General features: G+C 45.3%; 17 protein-coding genes, 1 other RNA gene and 1 riboswitch. Of the genes, 8 read left to right on the forward strand and 10 right to left on the reverse strand.

The window, feature by feature from the left end; genetic code table 11:
- Positions 1-60: 60 nt before the first annotated feature.
- The 3 genes from OL444_RS09940 to OL444_RS09950 all read left to right on the forward strand — a co-directional run bounded on the left by OL444_RS09940 (position 61) and on the right by OL444_RS09950 (position 5,617).
- Positions 61-960: a PorP/SprF family type IX secretion system membrane protein gene (locus tag OL444_RS09940; RefSeq protein ID WP_264733365.1), complete on the forward strand. Its 900-nt coding sequence runs from the start codon at positions 61-63 to the stop codon at positions 958-960.
- 19 nt (positions 961-979) lie between these two features.
- Positions 980-3,064, forward strand: a complete 2,085-nt coding sequence (locus OL444_RS09945) for an OmpA family protein (RefSeq protein ID WP_264733364.1) — start codon at positions 980-982, stop codon at positions 3,062-3,064.
- Positions 3,065-3,133: 69 nt separating this feature from the next.
- On the forward strand, positions 3,134-5,617 hold the full coding sequence (locus tag OL444_RS09950; protein ID WP_264733363.1) for a Calx-beta domain-containing protein: 2,484 nt from the start codon (positions 3,134-3,136) through the stop codon (positions 5,615-5,617).
- A gap of 373 nt (positions 5,618-5,990) precedes the next feature.
- Here OL444_RS09950 and OL444_RS09955 read toward each other — a convergent pair whose 3' ends face one another.
- From OL444_RS09955 to rplU, 7 genes are all read right to left on the reverse strand, one after another.
- Positions 5,991-6,485: a GNAT family N-acetyltransferase gene (locus OL444_RS09955; protein WP_264733362.1), complete on the reverse strand. Its 495-nt coding sequence runs from the start codon at positions 6,483-6,485 to the stop codon at positions 5,991-5,993.
- A gap of 9 nt (positions 6,486-6,494) precedes the next feature.
- On the reverse strand, positions 6,495-7,130 hold the full coding sequence (locus OL444_RS09960) for a DsbA family protein (RefSeq protein WP_264733361.1): 636 nt from the start codon (positions 7,128-7,130) through the stop codon (positions 6,495-6,497).
- A 56-nt stretch (positions 7,131-7,186) separates the two neighbouring features.
- Positions 7,187-7,897, reverse strand: a complete 711-nt coding sequence (locus tag OL444_RS09965) for a PrsW family intramembrane metalloprotease (RefSeq protein ID WP_264733360.1) — start codon at positions 7,895-7,897, stop codon at positions 7,187-7,189.
- Entirely contained in the window at positions 7,894-9,582 is a 1,689-nt protein-coding gene (locus OL444_RS09970) for a DNA polymerase/3'-5' exonuclease PolX (RefSeq protein WP_264733359.1), read from the reverse strand. The genes OL444_RS09965 and OL444_RS09970 overlap by 4 nt, the downstream gene beginning before the upstream one ends.
- 135 nt (positions 9,583-9,717) lie before the next feature.
- Entirely contained in the window at positions 9,718-10,146 is a 429-nt protein-coding gene (locus OL444_RS09975) for a hypothetical protein (RefSeq protein WP_264733358.1), read from the reverse strand.
- 64 nt (positions 10,147-10,210) lie between these two features.
- Positions 10,211-10,489, reverse strand: a complete 279-nt coding sequence (rpmA, locus tag OL444_RS09980) for a 50S ribosomal protein L27 (protein WP_264733357.1) — start codon at positions 10,487-10,489, stop codon at positions 10,211-10,213.
- 48 nt (positions 10,490-10,537) lie between these two features.
- Positions 10,538-10,840, reverse strand: a complete 303-nt coding sequence (gene rplU, locus OL444_RS09985; RefSeq protein WP_106529638.1) for a 50S ribosomal protein L21 — start codon at positions 10,838-10,840, stop codon at positions 10,538-10,540.
- A 425-nt stretch (positions 10,841-11,265) separates the two neighbouring features.
- Between rplU and OL444_RS09990 the strand changes: the two genes are divergently transcribed.
- The 4 genes from OL444_RS09990 (at position 11,266) to ssrA (ending at position 15,955) form a co-directional block, all read left to right on the forward strand.
- Complete coding sequence (locus tag OL444_RS09990) at positions 11,266-12,762, forward strand: GH3 auxin-responsive promoter family protein (RefSeq protein ID WP_264733356.1); 1,497 nt, start codon at positions 11,266-11,268, stop codon at positions 12,760-12,762.
- A 92-nt stretch (positions 12,763-12,854) separates the two neighbouring features.
- Positions 12,855-14,021: a 1-deoxy-D-xylulose-5-phosphate reductoisomerase gene (locus OL444_RS09995; RefSeq protein ID WP_264733355.1), complete on the forward strand. Its 1,167-nt coding sequence runs from the start codon at positions 12,855-12,857 to the stop codon at positions 14,019-14,021.
- 88 nt (positions 14,022-14,109) lie between these two features.
- The gene (rseP, locus tag OL444_RS10000; protein WP_264733354.1) at positions 14,110-15,456 is read left to right on the forward strand and encodes an RIP metalloprotease RseP; all 1,347 of its coding nucleotides are present in this window, start codon (positions 14,110-14,112) and stop codon (positions 15,454-15,456) included.
- A gap of 125 nt (positions 15,457-15,581) precedes the next feature.
- Positions 15,582-15,955, forward strand: a transfer-messenger RNA (tmRNA) gene (gene ssrA, locus OL444_RS10005).
- A 60-nt stretch (positions 15,956-16,015) separates the two neighbouring features.
- On the opposite strand, the gene OL444_RS10010 is transcribed toward ssrA, so the two are convergent.
- The 3 genes from OL444_RS10010 to OL444_RS10020 form a co-directional block, all read right to left on the reverse strand.
- Entirely contained in the window at positions 16,016-16,357 is a 342-nt protein-coding gene (locus OL444_RS10010) for a HopJ type III effector protein (RefSeq protein ID WP_264733353.1), read from the reverse strand.
- Positions 16,358-16,501: 144 nt separating this feature from the next.
- Positions 16,502-17,266: a MerR family transcriptional regulator gene (locus tag OL444_RS10015; RefSeq protein WP_264733352.1), complete on the reverse strand. Its 765-nt coding sequence runs from the start codon at positions 17,264-17,266 to the stop codon at positions 16,502-16,504.
- A 340-nt stretch (positions 17,267-17,606) separates the two neighbouring features.
- Positions 17,607-18,737: a DUF5074 domain-containing protein gene (locus tag OL444_RS10020; protein ID WP_264733351.1), complete on the reverse strand. Its 1,131-nt coding sequence runs from the start codon at positions 18,735-18,737 to the stop codon at positions 17,607-17,609.
- A 178-nt stretch (positions 18,738-18,915) separates the two neighbouring features.
- A riboswitch (cobalamin riboswitch) is annotated at positions 18,916-19,132 on the reverse strand.
- A gap of 171 nt (positions 19,133-19,303) precedes the next feature.
- On the opposite strand from OL444_RS10020, the gene OL444_RS10025 reads away from it, so the two are divergent.
- Positions 19,304-19,798, forward strand: a complete 495-nt coding sequence (locus OL444_RS10025) for a DUF4240 domain-containing protein (protein WP_264733350.1) — start codon at positions 19,304-19,306, stop codon at positions 19,796-19,798.
- The last annotated feature ends 15 nt before the right edge of the window (positions 19,799-19,813 follow it).

Below are 19,813 nucleotides of genomic sequence, written 5' to 3' on the forward strand. Positions count from 1 at the left end.
ACGAATTAGTAAGGTGATTCTGAAACAATATTTATGCTGATACCTATGAAAAAGCATCTTATGAAAGCTTTAGGGATTGTGTTGTTATGTGGGTGTTGCTGTATACAGGTACAGGCACAGCAACAGCCATTGTATTCGCAGTATATGTTCAACGGCATGGTGATTAACCCTGCTTACCCTTCTATGGATGAATCGTCCAGCCTCACAGCGGTAGGGCGTAACCAGTGGGTAGGGGTGGATGGTGCGCCTAAAACAGCCACGGCTTCTTTCTATACGCCTATCAAGGCTACGAATACCAGCTTTGGTGTATCGCTGATGAATGAAAAAATCACGGTAAACTCGCAGACGGCTGTCAACTTTAATGTTTCCCAGCGGGTAAAGCTGAATGATAAGATTTATCTCGCCCTGGGGTTAAAAGGTGGTATGTCGCAGTACCGGGAAGATAATAGTTCCCTGTCTACAACCGACCCGGTTTTTGCCCAAAACCAGAGCTACTGGAAAACAGATATCGGCTTCGGTTTTATGGTGTTTACCGATCACTTTTTTATTGGCTTGTCTTCTCCGACTTTCAAAAGTTTTGACCTGGGCAACAGTGTGAATAAAATGACGATTGCTACCCATTACTATGTGCAAAGCGGATACCTGATTGATATTAATGATGACGTGAAGCTGAAGCCGAATGTGTTGCTGCGTATGGTGAAGGGAGCCGGTTTTCAGTATGATCTTAATGCAAACATCCTGTTGAAAAACCTGGTATGGCTGGGAGCTTCCTGGCGTTCGGAGAAAACAGTTACCGGACTGGTACAGGTACAGGCAACCAAAAATTTACAGATCGGATATTCTTACGATACCCCGTTGCAGTCGAATCTGAAAGGTGCACAAACGGTCTCGCATGAATTGATGATTAATTATCGTTTCAGTTGGTCTAAATGGAAAGTGGTGGCCCCACGTTATTTCTAACTTTAAAATCATGAATCGTATGCGAAAACATCGTTTCCGGCATTTCATACTTTTCCTGAGCGCAGTAACACTGTTTTTTTCCTGCCAGTTTATGAAGAACCACGTACAGCATGGTGGTCTGGGTAGTATGGCAAAAGTGAACCGTGCAGAGCGTTTATATAAGAGACAAGAGTATGAGAAAGCTATCTCACTGTGTAATGAAGTCATCAACAATGGCGCCCGCGAAGAAGTACTTCGTAAAGCTAAACTGCAACTGGCACGTATATACGTGGAAACGCGGCAGTTTGAAAAAACCATCAGCCTGTATGATGAGCTATTGTACAAACCTGGTAAAGATGTATTGGTAACGGACGTGACCAATTACATTGATCTGCTGAAACGTACCGGTCGGGTGGTACGTGCCAAAGAGATCGCGGCAGTATATGCCAATAACTATAAAAACAACGCCCGTTTTACCAATCTGCAGGAGTCTTTGGTAGATTACTACAGCTTTTTTAACCGCGATTCCCTGCAAAATGTACGGGTAGACAGCTTACGACTGAACCTGCCGGGTTACCAATATGGATTGGCGTTGTATCAGGAGAATGTGGTGTTTCTGTCCAATGATTTTAAGAAGAAAGAAGCCCAGTCGTTTTATACCAACTCCAAACTATACCAGATTTCGGAAGATGGCATTGAACCTTTCAGCAGCAGCCTGCGGGGCGTACTGCAGGTAGGACCGGCCTCTTTTTATGACAACGGAAAGAAAGTTATTTATACTTCCAACCGTTATGCAGATATCAAAAACGAGAAGAATTCCTATATCAATTATAACAACGGTACCCAGTTATTGTCTGCCAATTACCAGGCGGATCATGACAACTGGACCAAACCCGTACCGGTGAAACTGGGAAAACATGGCGGATCTTCTTCTTTCCTGCATCCATCTGTTGTACCATCCGGTAAACGTTTGTACTTTGCATCCGATATGCCTGGCGGACAAGGCGGAACAGATATCTATTATGCCGACTGGGATAAGGAAGCCAAACGCTGGAAAGAGCCCGTGAATATGGGCCCTGAGGTGAATACGAACGGGAATGAATTGTATCCTTTTGTCATCGGTGATAAATTATTCTTTTCTTCCAATGGACTGCCTGGTTTTGGTGGGTTGGATATTTTTATGATCAATGTGAAGAAGCGGGAAGAAGGCGTGGCACATTTACCCTATCCTGTGAATACGCAGTTCGACGACCTGAATCCGGTACTGGATGAATCCAGGTTGTTGCTGTACTTTACTTCCGACCGTTCCGGTGCGCACGATAATGATCATATCTATGTACTGAATCTGAAGAAAAATCCTTTGAAACAACTGGACCTGCCTTATCCCGGCAAGCCGGTAAAAGACGAAGATAAAGTGCCTTATACCATGCATCAGGCGGATGGCCGTTTGCAAAAAACATTTGTGGGAGATAACCGGTACGATACCATGTTGCTGGAGCAAAAAAAGCAGCAGCTAGTTAAAGAACCGGTAGCAACAGTAGCCGTTACCGTTAGTGACGACCGTAAAACCACAGACTATGCCAATGAAACACCCGACAGTCATCCGGAGATGATTCCCTGGCAAAATAATATGCCACAGTATGCTACTACTACCGTAATGGCGGGTGTAAACCGTCAGGCGGCTGAAGAGTACAATGCTACTGCTTCTGCCGGTATCGTGGCGCGGCAGCTGGATAGTATCAGCAAAGCAGCCGCCATGCACCTGCGGGTACCTGGGGTGATCTATTATGACCTGAATTCCTATATACCACAGGAACAGGAGCGTTACAAACTGGATTCTGTTTATAAAGTATGGAAATCAAACCCGCACAGAATGATTATTGTGAGCGGGCATACTGATATTATTGGTGCAGAGCGGTATAACCTGGCATTGTCCAAGAACCGCGCTGTGTACATACAGGAATGTTTGCTGCAAAAAGGCGTGGATGCAGATAAAATCAGGATTAACTATTTCGGTTCCACACGCCCGGTTTGGGTGGCTAAACAATTCAGTCTGTATACAGACAGGGATATGTTTATACAACAACAGGGGGTGAACAGGAGATGTGAAATCAACATACAATAAGCGGAAATTTTTTAAAATGCCCGAAAGGGCCACAGGTGTTATTTTTTAGCGTATATCAAACTTTCTGAAATGAACAAAATTGCTTCACTAATGCTTTTACTGGCGACAGGCACACAAGCCTTCGCGCAGGAAATGCCGGTTGTGTTCAACAAGAGTTTTAGTGCTCCGAAAAACCAGTACAGGAAACTGGCGATTGCGGAGAGTAACAACATTGTTGCTATCGGTGGGGGATCAGATAATGGATGCATTACCAAGTTATCTCCGACAGGAAATCTTATTTATAATGCCAAACTGAATAAGGGCGGACTGGTAGCTTATCAGGATCTGCTGTTATTACCTAAGAATGAGTTGGTAGCAGTGGGTGGTGGTACCATTGCCTATGGCAATGCGCGTATTACCAGGTTATCTTCCACAGGTGAGGTAGTATTTGATAAGAGTATTGGAAATGGCCAGGGAGGCTATTTTACAAAAATCATTATAGATCGTCATGGTAATTATATTACCGTAGGGGTAGATGGCAGTAAACCTGCACAGGCACGCATTACTAAAATGTCGCCCGATGGAAAAATCGAATTCGATAAAGGATTTGGTGCACATAATGTGTTCACCAATGTGCTGATCGATGAAGACGAAAATATCATTGCCGTAGGCGGTGATGTGGGCGACGGACAAGGAAAAGCGTACATGGTGAAAGTGGATGGTAAAGGAGAAAAACAATTTGAACTTTCTTTTGGTAAACCAGGCGCCGTATTCGAAAAAATGCTGCTGCTGGAAGATGGCGCTGTACTGGCTATGGGCGGTGGCGCCTATGGTACCGGTAATGCCAGCCGTATTGCCAAGGTAAATACAGAAGGACAGGTAGTATTTGACAAGGAATACAGCACCGTGGATGGTAAATTCAATGCCATGCGGGTGAATGACCTGGGTCAGATATTTGCCTGCGCCGAAGAAAAAGATAAAGGCCGTATCGTGAAATTGCGTCCGGATGGTACAGAGCTGTTCAACAAAGAAGTAGATGCAGCACTGTATGCCCTGGAAGTAGGTAAAAACGGGAAAGTGGTAGCTACCGGTGGTAACGTTGGCAGCAATACCGGTAAGGTAGTAAAACTGCTGCCGGATGGTACCATCACTGTCAATAAAAACCTGGGTTCTGTTTTCCAGCATCTGTTGCTGACAGAAGATGATGAAATGTGCATGGTTACCAAAGATGGTTACCGGCTCGTGAAACTCAGCCCTGATGGTGAAATGATGTTTGATAAACAACTGGGTAAATACGATGCGAAAACATCCCTGGTATCTTTACTGATGAGCCCTTCCGGAGAAATTCTGGCAGCTGGCGGCGGTGAAGAAGATGGTAACCGTATTATCAAAATCAGCCATGGCGTATCTGTAAATGATATTGCTGTATCAGAACCTTTGAACGGTTTATCCAATGCTACCCTGACGATTACTTTATCCGGCTTCTTAAGAAGCAATGGTGTTCGTACGCCCGTTAACGTGCATTACAAAACCATTCCGCATAATGGTGGTGCAGGTGCTGCCGACTTTGATGTAACAGAAGGTACCATCTCTTTTGTGCCTTCTGAATTTGCAGCAGGGGCCATCATCTCCAAAACTATCCAGATACCGGTAAAGAGTGATAATCTGCTGGAAGGTAAAGAAGCTTTCCATGTGGAGATCCTGGATGCTTCCGAGTTATACCTGACTAAGGCGAAAGGGGAAGTAACCATCCTGGATCAACCGGCTATGGTGAAATTCATTGGTGGTAACAATGGTGCAGAACCAGCTACTGATGTAGTATTCTCTGCCGGATTATTTAAGCGGGATAATACACCGTTGATCAATGCTACTTCCAAACCGGTACGTCTGACCTATAAATTCGGCAATGGTACCGCTTTACCGGGTGCTGATTTTGTAAACAGCATCAAAGCGCCTTTTGCGATCGAAAGTGGTGCGAGCACAGCTAACCTGGCAGTGAAAGTAAAAGATGATAACCGTTTTGAACTGGCAGAAACTGTGGTATTGGTACTGAGTGAAATCAAGGTGGAAAATGAGGCCATCGTAGGTTATAATGGTGATGTGAATTCTATTTCTGCTTCCCAGTATATCCAGGACCAGGCGGCTTACATCACCCTGGTAAAACTGACAGACGCCAACGAATCGGCTACTGCACCGGTGAGCATGTTTAAATGCATCCTGGTAAAAGCAGCAGATCAGTCTGTACAAACCAATTGCACTGGCAGCGATATCAACATCTATTTTGGGGTAGATTCCTCCAGTACAGCTGCTTACGGTAAGGATTACGTGATCATGAACGGCGACATGGTGAAAATTACCGGTGATTGTGCGTTCAGCGAAACCGATATCCAGGTGGCGTTGGTAAATGACCGTATCAAAGAAAACGATGCTTTGGTGGCAGTAAAACTGCGGGATGCGACAGCGGCGGCTAATGCCGGCGTGCTGAAGATTTCACCGGAGCTGAAGTTAAACAAGGCCATTGCAGTTATCCACGACGACGACAACGACGAGGGAACTGTGTTAACGGCTAAATAAGCATGGCTTGAATCACTAACCGATATACGCGCTTCAGGCACACCTACGTTCCCGCATAGTTCTCTATGCGGGAATTTTTTACCAGCTGATCTGTATGATGGCTGAAAAGGGTAAAACCGGGTTGTTTGTCGGTTAGAGGAAGGGGTAATGGTATTAATTTTTACGGACTTCCGATTTCTAATAAATTAAAAATCAGCATTCTTTATATGTTAATATAAAGAATGCTGATTTTTTTATTTCCCTAAAAACCAGTTGATATTGTTTTCTCGTAGATAAAGTAACGACAAGTAAAAAATTACTTTATATAAAATAGTTGTGTCTTTTAATGGTTAACTTGGGAATAGCCTGGTATGTCCTTACCGGGCTCTTTTTTTTATAAGGCTTTACGCATGACAAAGTCTTCCATCAGAAAACCATCTCCGATATCGGTATCTTTTTCCTTAATAGTGAGGAAACCCTGTCTTTCGTAAAATTGTTTTGCCTTATTAAAGCGGTTCACATCCAGTTCCAGGAAGCTGGCGCCTTTTGTTTTTACCTGGGCAGCTACTTCTTCCAGCAGTAATTTACCTGCACCTTTTCCCTGATAGTTATAGTCGAGATAAAGTTTATGCAGTTTGTAAACGCCGGTTTCAGGAGCCGGGCTGTAGGCGGCAAATCCGATAGGTGTGTCATCATCTGTCAGAATGAGAAAAGTGTTTCCCTGCCCGTTCATTTGTTTGGTCAGGGAAGTGGTGCTGTACATCAGGTCTATCATGTAATCGATCTGTACGGGAGTAAGAATCGGTGCGTAGGTGGGCCGCCATATCTTCTCCGTGAGGTCCTGTATAACAGGAATGTCTGCTAAGGTTGCTGTTTGAATCCGGTACATCTGTATAAATTATAAACTGTTACTTTCTGCGATAATGTTGTCGATGGTTTGTTGCAATCTTTCGAGGGTAGTGAAGCCGCGTGCGCATAGATACAGCTGTTTGCCGGTATCCAGGATGGCAGCCGGATAACCGGTGATTCCCCAGTGTTGTACCAGTTGAAACTCCTGTTGGGTGGCATACCGGTAATGTTCATCGTGTAACCGGTTGATGAATTCATCTTCCGGCAATCCGAATTTTTTGACGAGTGTTTTGTAGGTACTATCGAGGTTCAGGCTTTGCCCGTGATAGTTTAAGGCTACCTGCATATCATGGGCAAAACTGATGGCATTTTCCGGCTGGTATTCCTTGAATACAGTAAGTGCTACAGCAGGCCGTTCGGAGTCCATTATTTCTGCGGAGGGCAGTAACTTTTCCAGGAAGGCATTGCCAAATCTGACACCGGTCATTTCTTCCACGTTGGTATGTTCCCGTTGAATAAAGGCCGCCATATGAGAGAAGGGGTGGCGGTTGTCTCCTATAATCATTCCTCCGGAGAGGATATCAAAAGTCATATCACTGTTACTGCGCTGCTGCAGCTCCTGCACCACGGGTGTGAAGCCATAGCACCAGCCGCAAAGCGGATCATAAACATAGATGAATCTCATAAACCAGCGGTTTAGCGGTTAGCTTTCGGTCTTCAAAGATAATCAAAAGCAGGTAGTTAACCGTTGGAATCCTCTTCATCAAAGTAATGATGCTCATATAGTTCCTTTGAGAGCGCACTGTCTTTTCGTATAGCCTTTACTGATAGCCGGGCAGCAATCAGTAAGGTGACGCAGGAAGCGCCGAGCAGAAAAATATTATTACCGGTAAACAGGAAAAAATCGAAGGTGCCGTGGAAAAAAACAGCAATCGCCAATCCCTGGATCAGCAGGATTTCCCGCTTTTCCGGAATAAATTTCGCCATGCCGGTATAGTATCCCATCAGGATGGCAAAGGTAGCATGGGCGGGTACGGAGAGGAACATACGGGCCACACCTGTACCAAATCCATATCTGCCTACGTAGGCAATATTTTCCAGGGTAGCGAAGCCCATTCCGATGAACACAGCGTATACAATGCCATCCAGGGGCTCGTTAAAAGCTTTTTTGGGATAGGCGTAAAAGCGGAGTACCAGAAATTTGGCCAGTTCTTCGGAGAAGCCTACAACACCATAGGCAAAGGCAGCTGTTCCTACAAGGGTACCATCATTTTCCCGCAGGCCGGCCATTGCAGCAGCAGCCTGTAAAAACAACGGCAGTACCACACAGGCCATACCTAACAGGAAACTTTTGACCAGGAGCCCGATCGGCTCCCGGTCATATTTATCCAGTGCGTATATCAGCAAAGAGATGGCTAAACCAGGCGCAATGGCCAGTGCCAGTAGCATCATAGCAGGATATTTTTTGATTTTTTACGCTGTTGCAGCCAGCTGTCCAGCATGTCAACAGTATAACTACTCAGATTGTTTGCTTTGGTTACACCGCCTTTCTGTGCAGCCAGGGTACCATAGTGAATATCGTGAAACCCTTCAATACTGTGGGCATCCGGATCAATGGAGATCAGGACGTTTTTCTCCAGTGCATAGGGCAGCCACGTCCAGTCGATATCAAGTCGGCGGGGATGGGCGTTGAGCTCTATGACTACGCCATTGGCAGCGCAGGCATCGATGATGGTTTTATGATCCACAGGATACCCGTTGCGGCTGAGGAGTAGCCGGCCGGTCATGTGTCCGAGTATGGTGGTATACGGATTTTCGATGGCTTTCAGCAGGCGGCTCATGGCTTTTTCTTCCATCATTTTCAGGTTGGAGTGTACGGAAGCAATAACCAGGTCAAATGTGGCCAGTATTTCGTCCGGATAATCGAGGGAGCCATCGTTCAGGATATCGGCCTCAATGCTCTTAAAAATGCGGAAAGGCGCCAGTTTTTTGTTCAGTTCATCGATCTGTACCTGTTGTGCCGCCACCCGTTCCGGTTGCAGGCCATTGGCATAGAAAGCGGAGCGGGAGTGATCGCTGATAACGAGGTATTCGAAGCCCTGATTTTTTGCTGCCACGGCCATGTCTTCCAGGCTATATTCTCCATCGCTCCATTGACTGTGGGAGTGGATAATACCTTTAATATCGGCAGCGGTGATCAGGGTGGGGAGTTGGTGCAGGCGGGCCTGTTCGATCTCGTTTTGGCCTTCCCGGAGGGCAGGCACGATATAGTCCATACCGGCTGCGCTGAAGATCGCTTCTTCTGAGGCGGCGGCTTTCAGATGGGCGGCACCACCAGCGGCATTGAATTTATCCATAAAGGCAGGCGCAGCTGTGGTGATAAACAGTTCGCTGAAAAAGTCGGCGGGGGCGCAGGTATGCGTAACCACTTTAACTTTTTCATCCAGCTTCCATACCAGGTGTTTGTCCAGGGTTTCGGTGAGGGCGAAGCCGGGTAATGCGGCCAGTTGTTGTTGTACGATGGCCACCGGTGCGGCAATCAGCACTTCTATTTCATCGATGATGATACTGTTGCGACGGAAAGCGCCGGTAATGGAAACGGCTGCAGGCGCCATCAGTTCCTGGAGTTGTTTTTCCAGCTGGATACCGGTAACGGCTACTTCGGCGTAGAGGAAGCGGTTCCGGTTGGAGAGATAGAATTCAATGTTCTGGCGTACGCTTTCCTGGGTTTTCTGGCCGAAGCCTTTGAGCAGCAGTAGTCTGTTTTCGTTACAGGCATACAGCAGTTCGCCCATGGATTCTATTTCGAGTTCTTTCCAGATGGTCGCTATTTTTTTAGGTCCCAGTCCTTTTATTTTCATGATTTCCAGGATGCCGGGAGGGGTAATCTGGAGGTAATGTTCCAGGAGGGTGAAGTGTTGGGTATCGAGCATTTCGAGGATGCTTTTCCCGGTAGATTCACCGATACCTTTGATGCGGAATATTTCATCACGAGGGGTATCTTTTAACTGAACGGTTAATTTTTCTATAGTAAATGCCGCGCTGGCAAAGGATTTGGCTTTAAAACTATTTTCTCCGTGGATATCCATGAGTTTGGAGAGCAGGGAGAAATTATCTGCGATTGTATAATTATCCATAGCCGTAAAAATACGAATTACCGGTTATGAATAAATGGTGCAGTAAAAATCAGTGGGGAAGGGAGGGAGATGGGCATAAAAAAGATCCTGACAGAAATGCCAGGATCCTTATAACTACATTTTGTAAATCCGATCTTAGTTAGCCGGAGCTGCAGGTGCAGGAGGAGTAACTGGTGCTTTTTTAGGCGCAGCTTTCTTCTTTGCAGCCGGTTTTTTAGCAGCAGCTGGTTTCTTAGCAGCTGGTTTTTTAGCAGCAGCTTTTTTAGGAGCTACTTTCTTAGCGGCAGCAGCTTTCTTTTTAGGAGCGGCTTTTTTAACAGCAGCTTTCTTTTTAGGAGCAGCTTTCTTAGCAGCAGCTTTTTTAGGAGCTACTTTCTTAGCGGCAGCAGCTTTCTTTTTAGGAGCAGCTTTCTTAGCAGCAGCTTTTTTAGGAGCGGCTTTCTTAGCAGCAGCTTTTTTAGGAGCAGCTTTCTTAGCAGCAGCTTTTTTAGGAGCGGCTTTCTTAGCAGCAGCTTTCTTTTTAGGCGCAGCTTTTTTAGCAGCCGCTTTTTTAATTGTTGCCATTGTTTTTTGAATTTGGGTTAGTAAAATAATTGGGTATTAAAAAAAACTTTATGGCTAACACTGATTAGGCTTCTGCCTGCGCAGTGGTGTCAAATGCTTTAACAGAAACGTAAGTCTTGTTTTCGCGACCTTTTCTGAATTCCACAACACCGTCAGACATTGCGAAAATGGTAAAATCTTTACCCAGGCCTACGTTTTGACCAGGATGATAAACTGTACCTCTCTGACGAACAATAATGTTACCAGAAATAGCAGGTTGACCACCGAAGATTTTCACTCCCAGCCTTTTGCTGTGGGAGTCGCGGCCATTCTTTACACTACCTTCACCTTTTTTATGTGCCATTGTATAATTACTTTAACTTGTCTAAATAAATAATCAGCTTAAAACGAATTAAGCTATTTCATTGATCTTGATTCTCGTAAAATGCGTACGGTGACCAATTTTCTTTCTGAAGCCTTTTCTTCTCTTCATTTTGAAAGCGATTACTTTGTCACCTTGAACATGAGCCAAGATCTCTGCTTTTACTACTGATTTTACATCAGTGCCTACGGCCAGCGTACCAGCATTGTCTGTTAACAGTACATCGGAAAACTCCACTTTGTCTCCAATATTTCCTTGTAACTGCTGTACAAATATTTCCTGGTCTTTTTGTACTTTAAATTGCTGACCTGCGATTTTTACAACTGCAAACATAATTATCCAAAATATAATTTCCGCAAAAGTACTCTTTTGTTTCTAATTGACAAAGTTTTCCGTTCTTTTTTAATTCTCATGCATAAATTCATATGCATAACCGGATAAAGCTTAATCTTTTCAAAGATACATACTTTCTTGAATTTTATATTATTTTAACAATTTGTGTAAGTCCGCCACCGGCCGCTGCATCTACCTGTTTGTGCTATATACGGATGCAGTAAAAACCCGTATCTTGGCGTGCAAACCAACGCAATTTTGTATACTTTTGTCGTTTACACAAAAAAGTATTGAATTATGGATGGGAGTGTTTACATATCTGCCAATACTGGTATTTCATAAAAGCCCGCACGGGTATTGAATTACAGAAAATGCATATGTGTGAGCCTCCGGTTTTTAAGTCTCTCAATTATAAAATATAGGGCATGAAGTTTAAATCACTGCTGGCCAAACCTTTTGCTTCCATTGTGCATAACAAAATCAGGAAGGAAATGCAGAGGGCGGTGGAAGACCAGGAGGCTATCCTGGAAGAGCTGATAAAGACAGGGAAAAAGACAGAATTCGGAACGGAGCATAAGTTTAATGCCGTACAATCGCATCAGGAATTCAAACAGGCTGTACCTGTCCGGGATTATGAGCAGTTTAAACCATATATTGAACGCATCAAGGAAGGAAAACAAAATGTCCTCTGGAAAGGCCAGCCCATCTACCTGGCTAAAACTTCCGGTACTACCAGTGGCGTTAAATATATACCTATCTCCAAAGACTCGATCTCCAATCATATAGATACTGCCCGCAATGCGCTGTTGAACTATATGGGCGAAACCGGTAATACTGCCTTTGCCGATGGCAAAATGATTTTTCTCTCCGGCTCCCCCGAGCTGGAAAGAGTAGGAGGCATCCCTACCGGCCGCCTGAGTGGTATCGTGAATCACCATATTCCCCGATACCTGCGTACCAACCAGCTGCCATCCTACGAAACCAACTGTATCGACGACTGGGAAACAAAACTGGACCGCATCGTAGAAGAAACCATCAATCAGGATATGACCCTGATCAGTGGTATTCCACCTTGGGTACAGATGTATTTTGACCGGTTGATAGAACGCAGTAATGGTAAGCGGATCAAGGAAATATTTAAGCGCTTTGACTTAATGGTATATGGTGGGGTGAATTTTGAACCTTACCGCGCCAAACTGATGGCTGCTATCGGCTCGCCGATTCATACCCTCGAAACCTTCCCGGCTTCAGAAGGCTTCTTTGCCTTCCAGGACTCGCAGGAACAGGAAGGACTCCTGCTCAACACCAACTCCGGGATCTTCTATGAATTTATTCCTGCACAGGAAATTTTCGATGAAAATCCTACCCGTTTGTCACTGAAAGATGTACAAACCGGCGTAAATTACGCCATGGTCATTAATAATAATGCCGGGTTATGGGGTTACAACCTGGGGGATACCGTGAAATTTATTTCTACCAATCCATACCGCTTGCTGGTGACCGGCAGGATCAAACATTTTATTTCCGCTTTCGGAGAACACGTGATCGGAGAAGAAGTGGAACACAGCCTCATGAAAGCCGCTGCAGAAGAAAATGTGCAGATCACGGAATTCACCGTAGCACCCATGGTGCAAACAAACGGAGAACTGCCGTATCATGAATGGTTTGTGGAGTTTGAAAACACACCGCATGACCTGACGGCATTTGCCAGAAAAGTAGATGAGAATCTGCGGCAGAAAAATATTTATTATGATGACCTGTTAACAGGTAATATATTGCAACCCCTTAAAATAAGGACTGTCCGGAAACAGGGTTTTATCGATTATATGAAGGCTATTGGAAAACTTGGTGGTCAGAATAAGGTTCCCCGCTTAAGTAACGACAGAAAGCTGGCAGATGAACTATCACAGTATTTGCAGTGATAAGAGACAGGAAGTACGACTGTAGCAGTTGCTGGTAAGTGCCGGCAACTGAATGTTCATTTTTGTTAACTGAAAAAAAGTAAATCACCGTAATGAATAAACGAAAAATTGCCATTTTCGGGTCTACGGGCTCTATTGGCATACAGGCACTGGATGTGATCGCGGCACATCCCGACAGGTTTAGCGTGGAAGTGCTGACGGCACAGCAAAATGCAGACCTGCTGATTGAACAGGCATTGAAATTTAAGCCCAATGCCGTTGTAATTGGCAGCGAAGAAAAATATAAGCAGGTAAAAGATGTATTGTTTGATAAAGGCATAAAAGTATTTGCCGGCGCTAAATCCATGGTGGAAGTAGCGTCCTGGAGTTCTATCGACATGATGCTGGCGGCTATTATGGGCTTTGCCGGCCTGGCGCCTACCTTGTCTGCCATCGAACAGGGCACCCCGGTAGCCCTGGCCAACAAAGAAACACTGGTGGTAGCCGGTGATATTGTCATGGCAACTGCCAGAAGGAAAAATGTACCTGTTATCCCAGTGGATTCAGAACATTCTGCCATTTTCCAATGCCTGATGGGAGAACCCCTCAGTAAAGTGGAAAAAGTGATCCTCACGGCTTCCGGCGGACCTTTCCTGGGTAAAAAGCCCAACTTCCTCATCAATGTAAAAAAGGATCATGCCCTGCAGCATCCTAACTGGAGCATGGGTGCCAAAATCACCATCGATTCGGCTACCCTGATGAACAAAGGCCTGGAAATGATCGAAGCCCGCTGGTTGTTTGGCTTACAGCCCGAACATATTGAAGTGGTGATACATCCGCAGTCCATTATTCACTCCATGGTGCAGTTTGTGGATGGTTCCCTGAAAGCGCAGATGGGATTGCCGGATATGAAACTGCCCATCCAGTACGCCCTGGCGTACCCGGACCGGCTGGCCAACGACTGGCCGCGGTTTTCTTTCCGGAACTACCCCGCCCTTACCTTTGAGCAGCCCGATACCAAAACATTCCGTAACCTGGCCATTGCCATGGAAGCGATGGCGAAAGGAGGCAATGCTGCCTGTGTAATGAACGCAGCCAACGAAGAAGTGGTATATGCTTTCCTGAAAAACAGGATTGGGTTCTTGCAGATGACCGAGGTGATCGAAGAAACAATGACTAAAATACCATTTATAGAAACGCCGACACTCCATGATTACTACGAATGCGATAATGCTGCGCGCGAACATGCCGCTTCACTGATCAATTCTATCGTTATCTAAGTACCGGATAAAATTAACAAAGAGTTTTGCCTGAATGTGTTTAAAATCTAATATATTAACAGGCATTATTAAAGCTGAAAACAAGTAAATGACTACAGAGGTTATATTGGTGAAAGCCGGACAGTTATTACTGTCGCTCTCTATTTTGGTAGTATTGCATGAGTTGGGCCACTTTATACCAGCCAAATTATTTAAGACCAGAGTGGAAAAATTCTATTTGTTCTTTGATCCCTGGTTTTCTCTTTTTAAAATTAAAAAGGGTGAAACAGAGTATGGTGTTGGCTGGCTGCCATTGGGAGGATATGTGAAAATATCCGGGATGATAGATGAGAGCATGGATAAAGAGCAGATGGCCAAGCCGCCGCAACCCTGGGAATTTCGGGCTAAACCGGCATGGCAACGGCTGATCATCATGATCGGCGGGGTGACGGTAAATATTATCCTGGCATTCTTCATCTATGCCATGATGTTATGGTACTGGGGCGAGAAATACCTGCCTGCTGACGCGGTAAAATACGGTGTAACGGTAGACTCGCTCGGCAAAAGCATCGGTATCCACGACGGTGATAGAATTGTAGCTGTCAATAATCGTAAAGTAGAACAGTTTGATGCTATTCCGGGAGAAGTAATCCTGGAAGAAGCCAAAAGCATCCAGGTAATACGCGACGGACAAACCGTGAGCTTACCGGTGCCGGATGGTTTTATCCGCCAGCTGCTGAAACAGAAAGTGCCTTTTGCCTTTGTACGTTTCCCTTATTATGCAGACAACTTTGAAAAAGGTTCTGTTGCGGAAACCAGCAACAGCTTCAAAAAAGGTGACCAGATCATATCCCTGAACGGCGAACTGCTGCCTTACTTCACCGACTTTGCGAAAGAAATTCGCAAGCATAAGAATGAAAATGTGATCGTAGGCGTAGTAAGAGGAACAGATACGCTGAACATTGCCGTGAAATTACCGGAATCCGGAAAACTGGGTATCTATTACCAGAACCCGGAGAAGTTCTTCGAATATAAAACCCGGAAATATACCTTCATGGAAGCTATTCCGGCCGGTTTCAGCAAAAGCATCGACAAACTCGTAAAATATGTACAGCAGCTGCGCCTGATCTTTGTTTCCAAGGAAGTAAAAGTAAGCGAGTCGCTGGGTGGTTTCATGAGTATCGGTAACCTGTTCCCTGAACAGTGGGACTGGATGATGTTCTGGGAGATGACGGCATTTTTGTCCATTATCCTGGCATTTATGAACATTCTGCCGATTCCTGCCCTGGATGGCGGCCACGTATTATTCCTGTTGTACGAGATTATTACCGGCCGTAAACCTAGTGAGAAGTTCCTGGAATATGCACAGATTGTGGGTATGGTGCTCCTCTTCGGTTTGTTGATATTTGCCAACGGACTGGATTTCTGGCGAAATATTATCAGTAAGTGGTTCTAAACACGGCTGATTATAAAATATAAATACGACAAACGCAGCGGATTATTTTCGCTGCGTTTGTCGTTATAGTGGCTATTTCTTTGGTATATCCCAAAAGAAATGCATATCTTTACAGTTCTGTAATCGGGGATGCCTGGTTTTGACAGCATAGATCTTTGAAAGTGTAAGCATGCCGTGCGTTGGATAATTAGCACGATAATCTGAATATTCAAACTCTAATTGGCGAATCTAACTACGCCATGGCTGCCTAATCAGAGATTAGACACCCATTATAGCCGCCCGAAGTTGTCGCCTTATGCGACTTCCGCCGCCGAATCATAAAACCATAAGGATAGGTATTCATGGTTTCCGTGAGTGAATACCGAAGCTACAACGGATAAGAACGAGGTTGGTTCGTTATGCCCCTGCTGAGTTCCGACACAACAATGCATAAATAAGCATGTAGAAAGCTTTCGGCGAATATGTTTGGACGCGGGTTCGATTCCCGCCATCTCCACAGATAAAAGCCTCAAACGTTTAACGTTTGAGGCTTTTTGTTTTTAATGATTTTCCGCTTTACTTACTTCTCCACCAGTGCCTGCCCTTCAAATGCAATTCCGGCCCAGCCATGCAGCATAAATTGTCTGATGTTCTGGTGATCGGTACCCTCCGGATGATTTAATACCGACTGATAATGTTCTGCAAACAAGTAAAGGGTATCTTCCTTACTCAGGTTATTCAATTGAGCAAAAGCAAACACTTTGGCACTACCCTGGTTCTGGCTGGCTTCATTGTAGGCCGCTCCGTTTTTAAAGGCGGTTGGCTGATGTTGATAGAACGTTTCTATCCATTCAATTACTTCTTTGAATGGGAGTGCATGACCTTTTAATTTTTCTATCAATGCAGGTAGTTGTTCTTTCATGTAGTATGTTATGTAGGTAAAATCAATGTGCATACTGGTTGCCTGTCATAACAACGCAGTGTGCCTTCTTTAACGGCTCAAAAATAGAAATTAAAGCATAGTTATTAAAGAACGGGCCGGCTTTTACCACCAGCCCGTCCTGTTTTAGTGTTGTTTATTTTTAAGATAATAATCGGTCGCCTCTTTGATAAAAATGGCTACTTGTTGATTGGGGAGTCCATCCGCAGTAACATGCTCTTTACCATCTGCATATAATTCACCCAGTTTCCTGAAATATGCCAGTTTACCCGGTTCTGTTTTTCCGCCGGTCAGCCGGGTTATAATCTCATAGCGCCGGGCTATACATGCCTGCACCACTGCATTGGCGGGATCACCCACCAGTGCCGTTAGCTGGCTGGTGATGTCATTGAGCGCTGTTTGCATCGTGGTTATCTCCTCCTTACCCAGACTGCGCAGGGTATCTTCTACTCCTAAAATGGTATCCGTACCCCATTGGGAGATGGCTGCTGTTCTGCAGGCGGCCACCTTTTCCTGGGGCAGGCCTTCGTATAAATCCGCTACCTGTAACATAGTGTTGTTTTTAAGTGTTACCAATGTTTTTTCTATGGTACCAATCAATGTGTGTATCCTTTCCTGCCGGGCCAATAGCGCTACTTTGTGCCCTTCCAGCGCCTGCATCAGGTCAAATGCAGGATCATCCAGAATAGTACAGATGTCTTTTAGCGGGAAATCCAGCTCCCGGTAAAAAAGGATCTGCTGCAAACGCAGCAATTCCTTTTCGCCATATAGCCGGTACCCGGCCCCGGTACGGACAGCAGGTTTCAGCAAGTCTATCTTATCGTACAGGTGTAAGGTGCGCACGCTGACACCTGCCAGCTGAGATAACTTTTTTACAGAATAGTTGTCCATTGTTTGGATTTATACCTTGTAAAAACAAATATAGGGTATGACCTAAGGTAAGAGTCAAGAGAAAAACCGGATTTTTTTTCAGTGTCGCTGCAAAGCCGGTAAATACCGGGAATACCATTGTCCATACACTTTGCCGGAATGTGATTAAAGTACCCTGTATGGCCGGAGATGATTATGGTCATTACCTGTCTGATATTAGTAGCTGTTGCAACCAGATTGGTTAAACAATAATCATCTTCGCTAAAAATATTGCAATAAAAAAGAGACGCACTCAGTACGAGGCGTCTCTTTTTGTTGCAGGCAGAAAAGTCTGCGTATAGTTATTCACTGTTCGTATTTACTATTCATGAAATACGGGCATCGCCGGGAAGAACCAACCATTGTAGGTGAGGGTTTTCTTCAGCGTAGCGGTGGTAGCATCGTAAATCAGTACCCGGTTGATATTACCGGTGTAGGCGCCATTGAGCGTGGTGATCACCAGCTCATTTTTAGCTTTGTTGTAAGCAGCTCCTGCACCATAGAAATACTGGCCGGTAGGCAGGGTAATGAATGGGGTAGACAAGGAAGCCGGAGTACCTGGAATATAACGGTATAATTGGGTGCCACCTGCAAAACCATTGTTACGTACGATGTAGATGGCATTTTCCTGGGTAGAGGAAGTAATGGCAGCATGACGCCAGGCGCCCCACGGAGAAGGCACTGCGAACGGCAGTTTAACAGCAGTGCGTGCCAGACTAACAGGGTCGATGCGGATGATGGAATCGGTGTTGGTAGCATATACGGCGCCATCTTTACCTGCTGCGAAAGCCAGGTTGGCGGCACCGAATTTTTTTACAACGGCATAGGTGGTGCTGTTGAGTGCGACGATACCATCTGATTCAGACAGTACAAAAATACGGCTGCCGATTTTTAACAGGTCGCCGGTGTAGCCGGAAACACCTGCTACTTTCGTACCTACTGCCAGGGAAGGCAGTGATACCGGATAAACACCATCGCTGGCACTCAGCAATCCGCGGGAAGCATCTACACCAATGAAGGCATGCCCGTCGTTGCCAGGGAGGGTAGTGATACGGCCGGTTTCTACCAGGGTACCGGCGTCGGTTACGACCAGCGGGCCACCTGCTTTTACGACGATGTACAGTTTACCGTTGAAGATAGTGGCATACTGCAGGGTGTTGGCAGCACCTCCTAATGTACCGGTTGGATTGGCCTGGTGGTATACATCATATACCAGGCTGTCGCCACTGTAAGAGTAGAAATGCAGATCGCCGGTACCATGTCCGAACCAGCCTTCGTTGGCAATGAAGAAACCATTGGCATATTTGCCGGTAACGAGGGCGTTGGTGACATTGGTTTTGGCAACGGCATTCCCGCGTTGGCTATCCAGAGATGATAGGGCGTCCTCTTTTTTACAGGATGCTGCAAACAGGATGAGACCTGCAGCTAAAATGGAGAATAACTGTTTTTTCATATTTGGTTGTTTGGGTTTAGTGCATACGCAATTATTTATTCCCAGACTACTAGCCCGAAAAAATGATGCAAACGCCGGTTAGACCTGACGTATCACGTCAATGGATAAACGAAAAAAAAATAGTAACGCACAGCTAGCTGTAAGGCGTACACCCAGCGCATTTCACCCGAAAATGCTGAATGATTAGTTACACGAGGCAGGTCTTCTGGCTTTCCTGCTTTTTCCGGACCTTCCCGTCTTGCCGGGGCAGGCAGACAGTGGTATGTAGTATCATCAGAAAAAACAATTTATCCCTTGGGGGTAAATGCAGGATCACAGCTACGGGGATAGCTCCGGTATTACACCGGATTCCCTTTTAATCCGCGCAGGGCGAAACCAAATGTAGTTGTAAACCTACGGTAATTAAAACTAAACGCCAAAATGAAGTAGCGGCATCTTGCCTGCACTTACACGGCAGTCTGTGGGTTTTTAACCGTAATGGCACTACGTAATTACAATGCGTTGCGAGGGTAGAACTTGCCAGGGTATTCAGCACTACAACTGTTTTTTACCCAATACCTGATCTTATGCAAACACCTATGGATGAAACAATATTCTGGCAGATCATTGAAAGTGCCTGGCTCGATACGCCGGCATTAGCTAGTTTCCGGGCTACGGTATTAGCGACGAATGATGCTACCCTGATGCTGATGATCAGCGATCACCTGTACCAGGAAATAGCGCTGGGCATCAAACAGCGATTGCTCGCTCTGGACAAAACAGCACTCACCCGTTTTATCCATCTTATGGAAGAAAAACTCTATCATCTCGACCGGGACGAAATTCATGAATATACCGATGGTTCAGAGGAAGGCTTTCTTTATTGCCGCTGTTTTATCATAGGAATGGGGCAAGCCTATTATAAGATGATTGATGAAAGTCCGGCTAAAGCAACACCGGATGTAGAAGCAGAAATCATTGGTTTCATCGGATATGACGTCTATGAAGAAAAATTCGGCGAAACATTTCACCGGCATTCAATATACAATATTGCATCCGGATCAAATAACAAGGGCTGGTAAACGGCATAGAGGGCC

Source organism: Chitinophaga nivalis (assembly GCF_025989125.1).
In the GTDB taxonomy this organism is placed as follows: domain Bacteria; phylum Bacteroidota; class Bacteroidia; order Chitinophagales; family Chitinophagaceae; genus Chitinophaga; species Chitinophaga nivalis.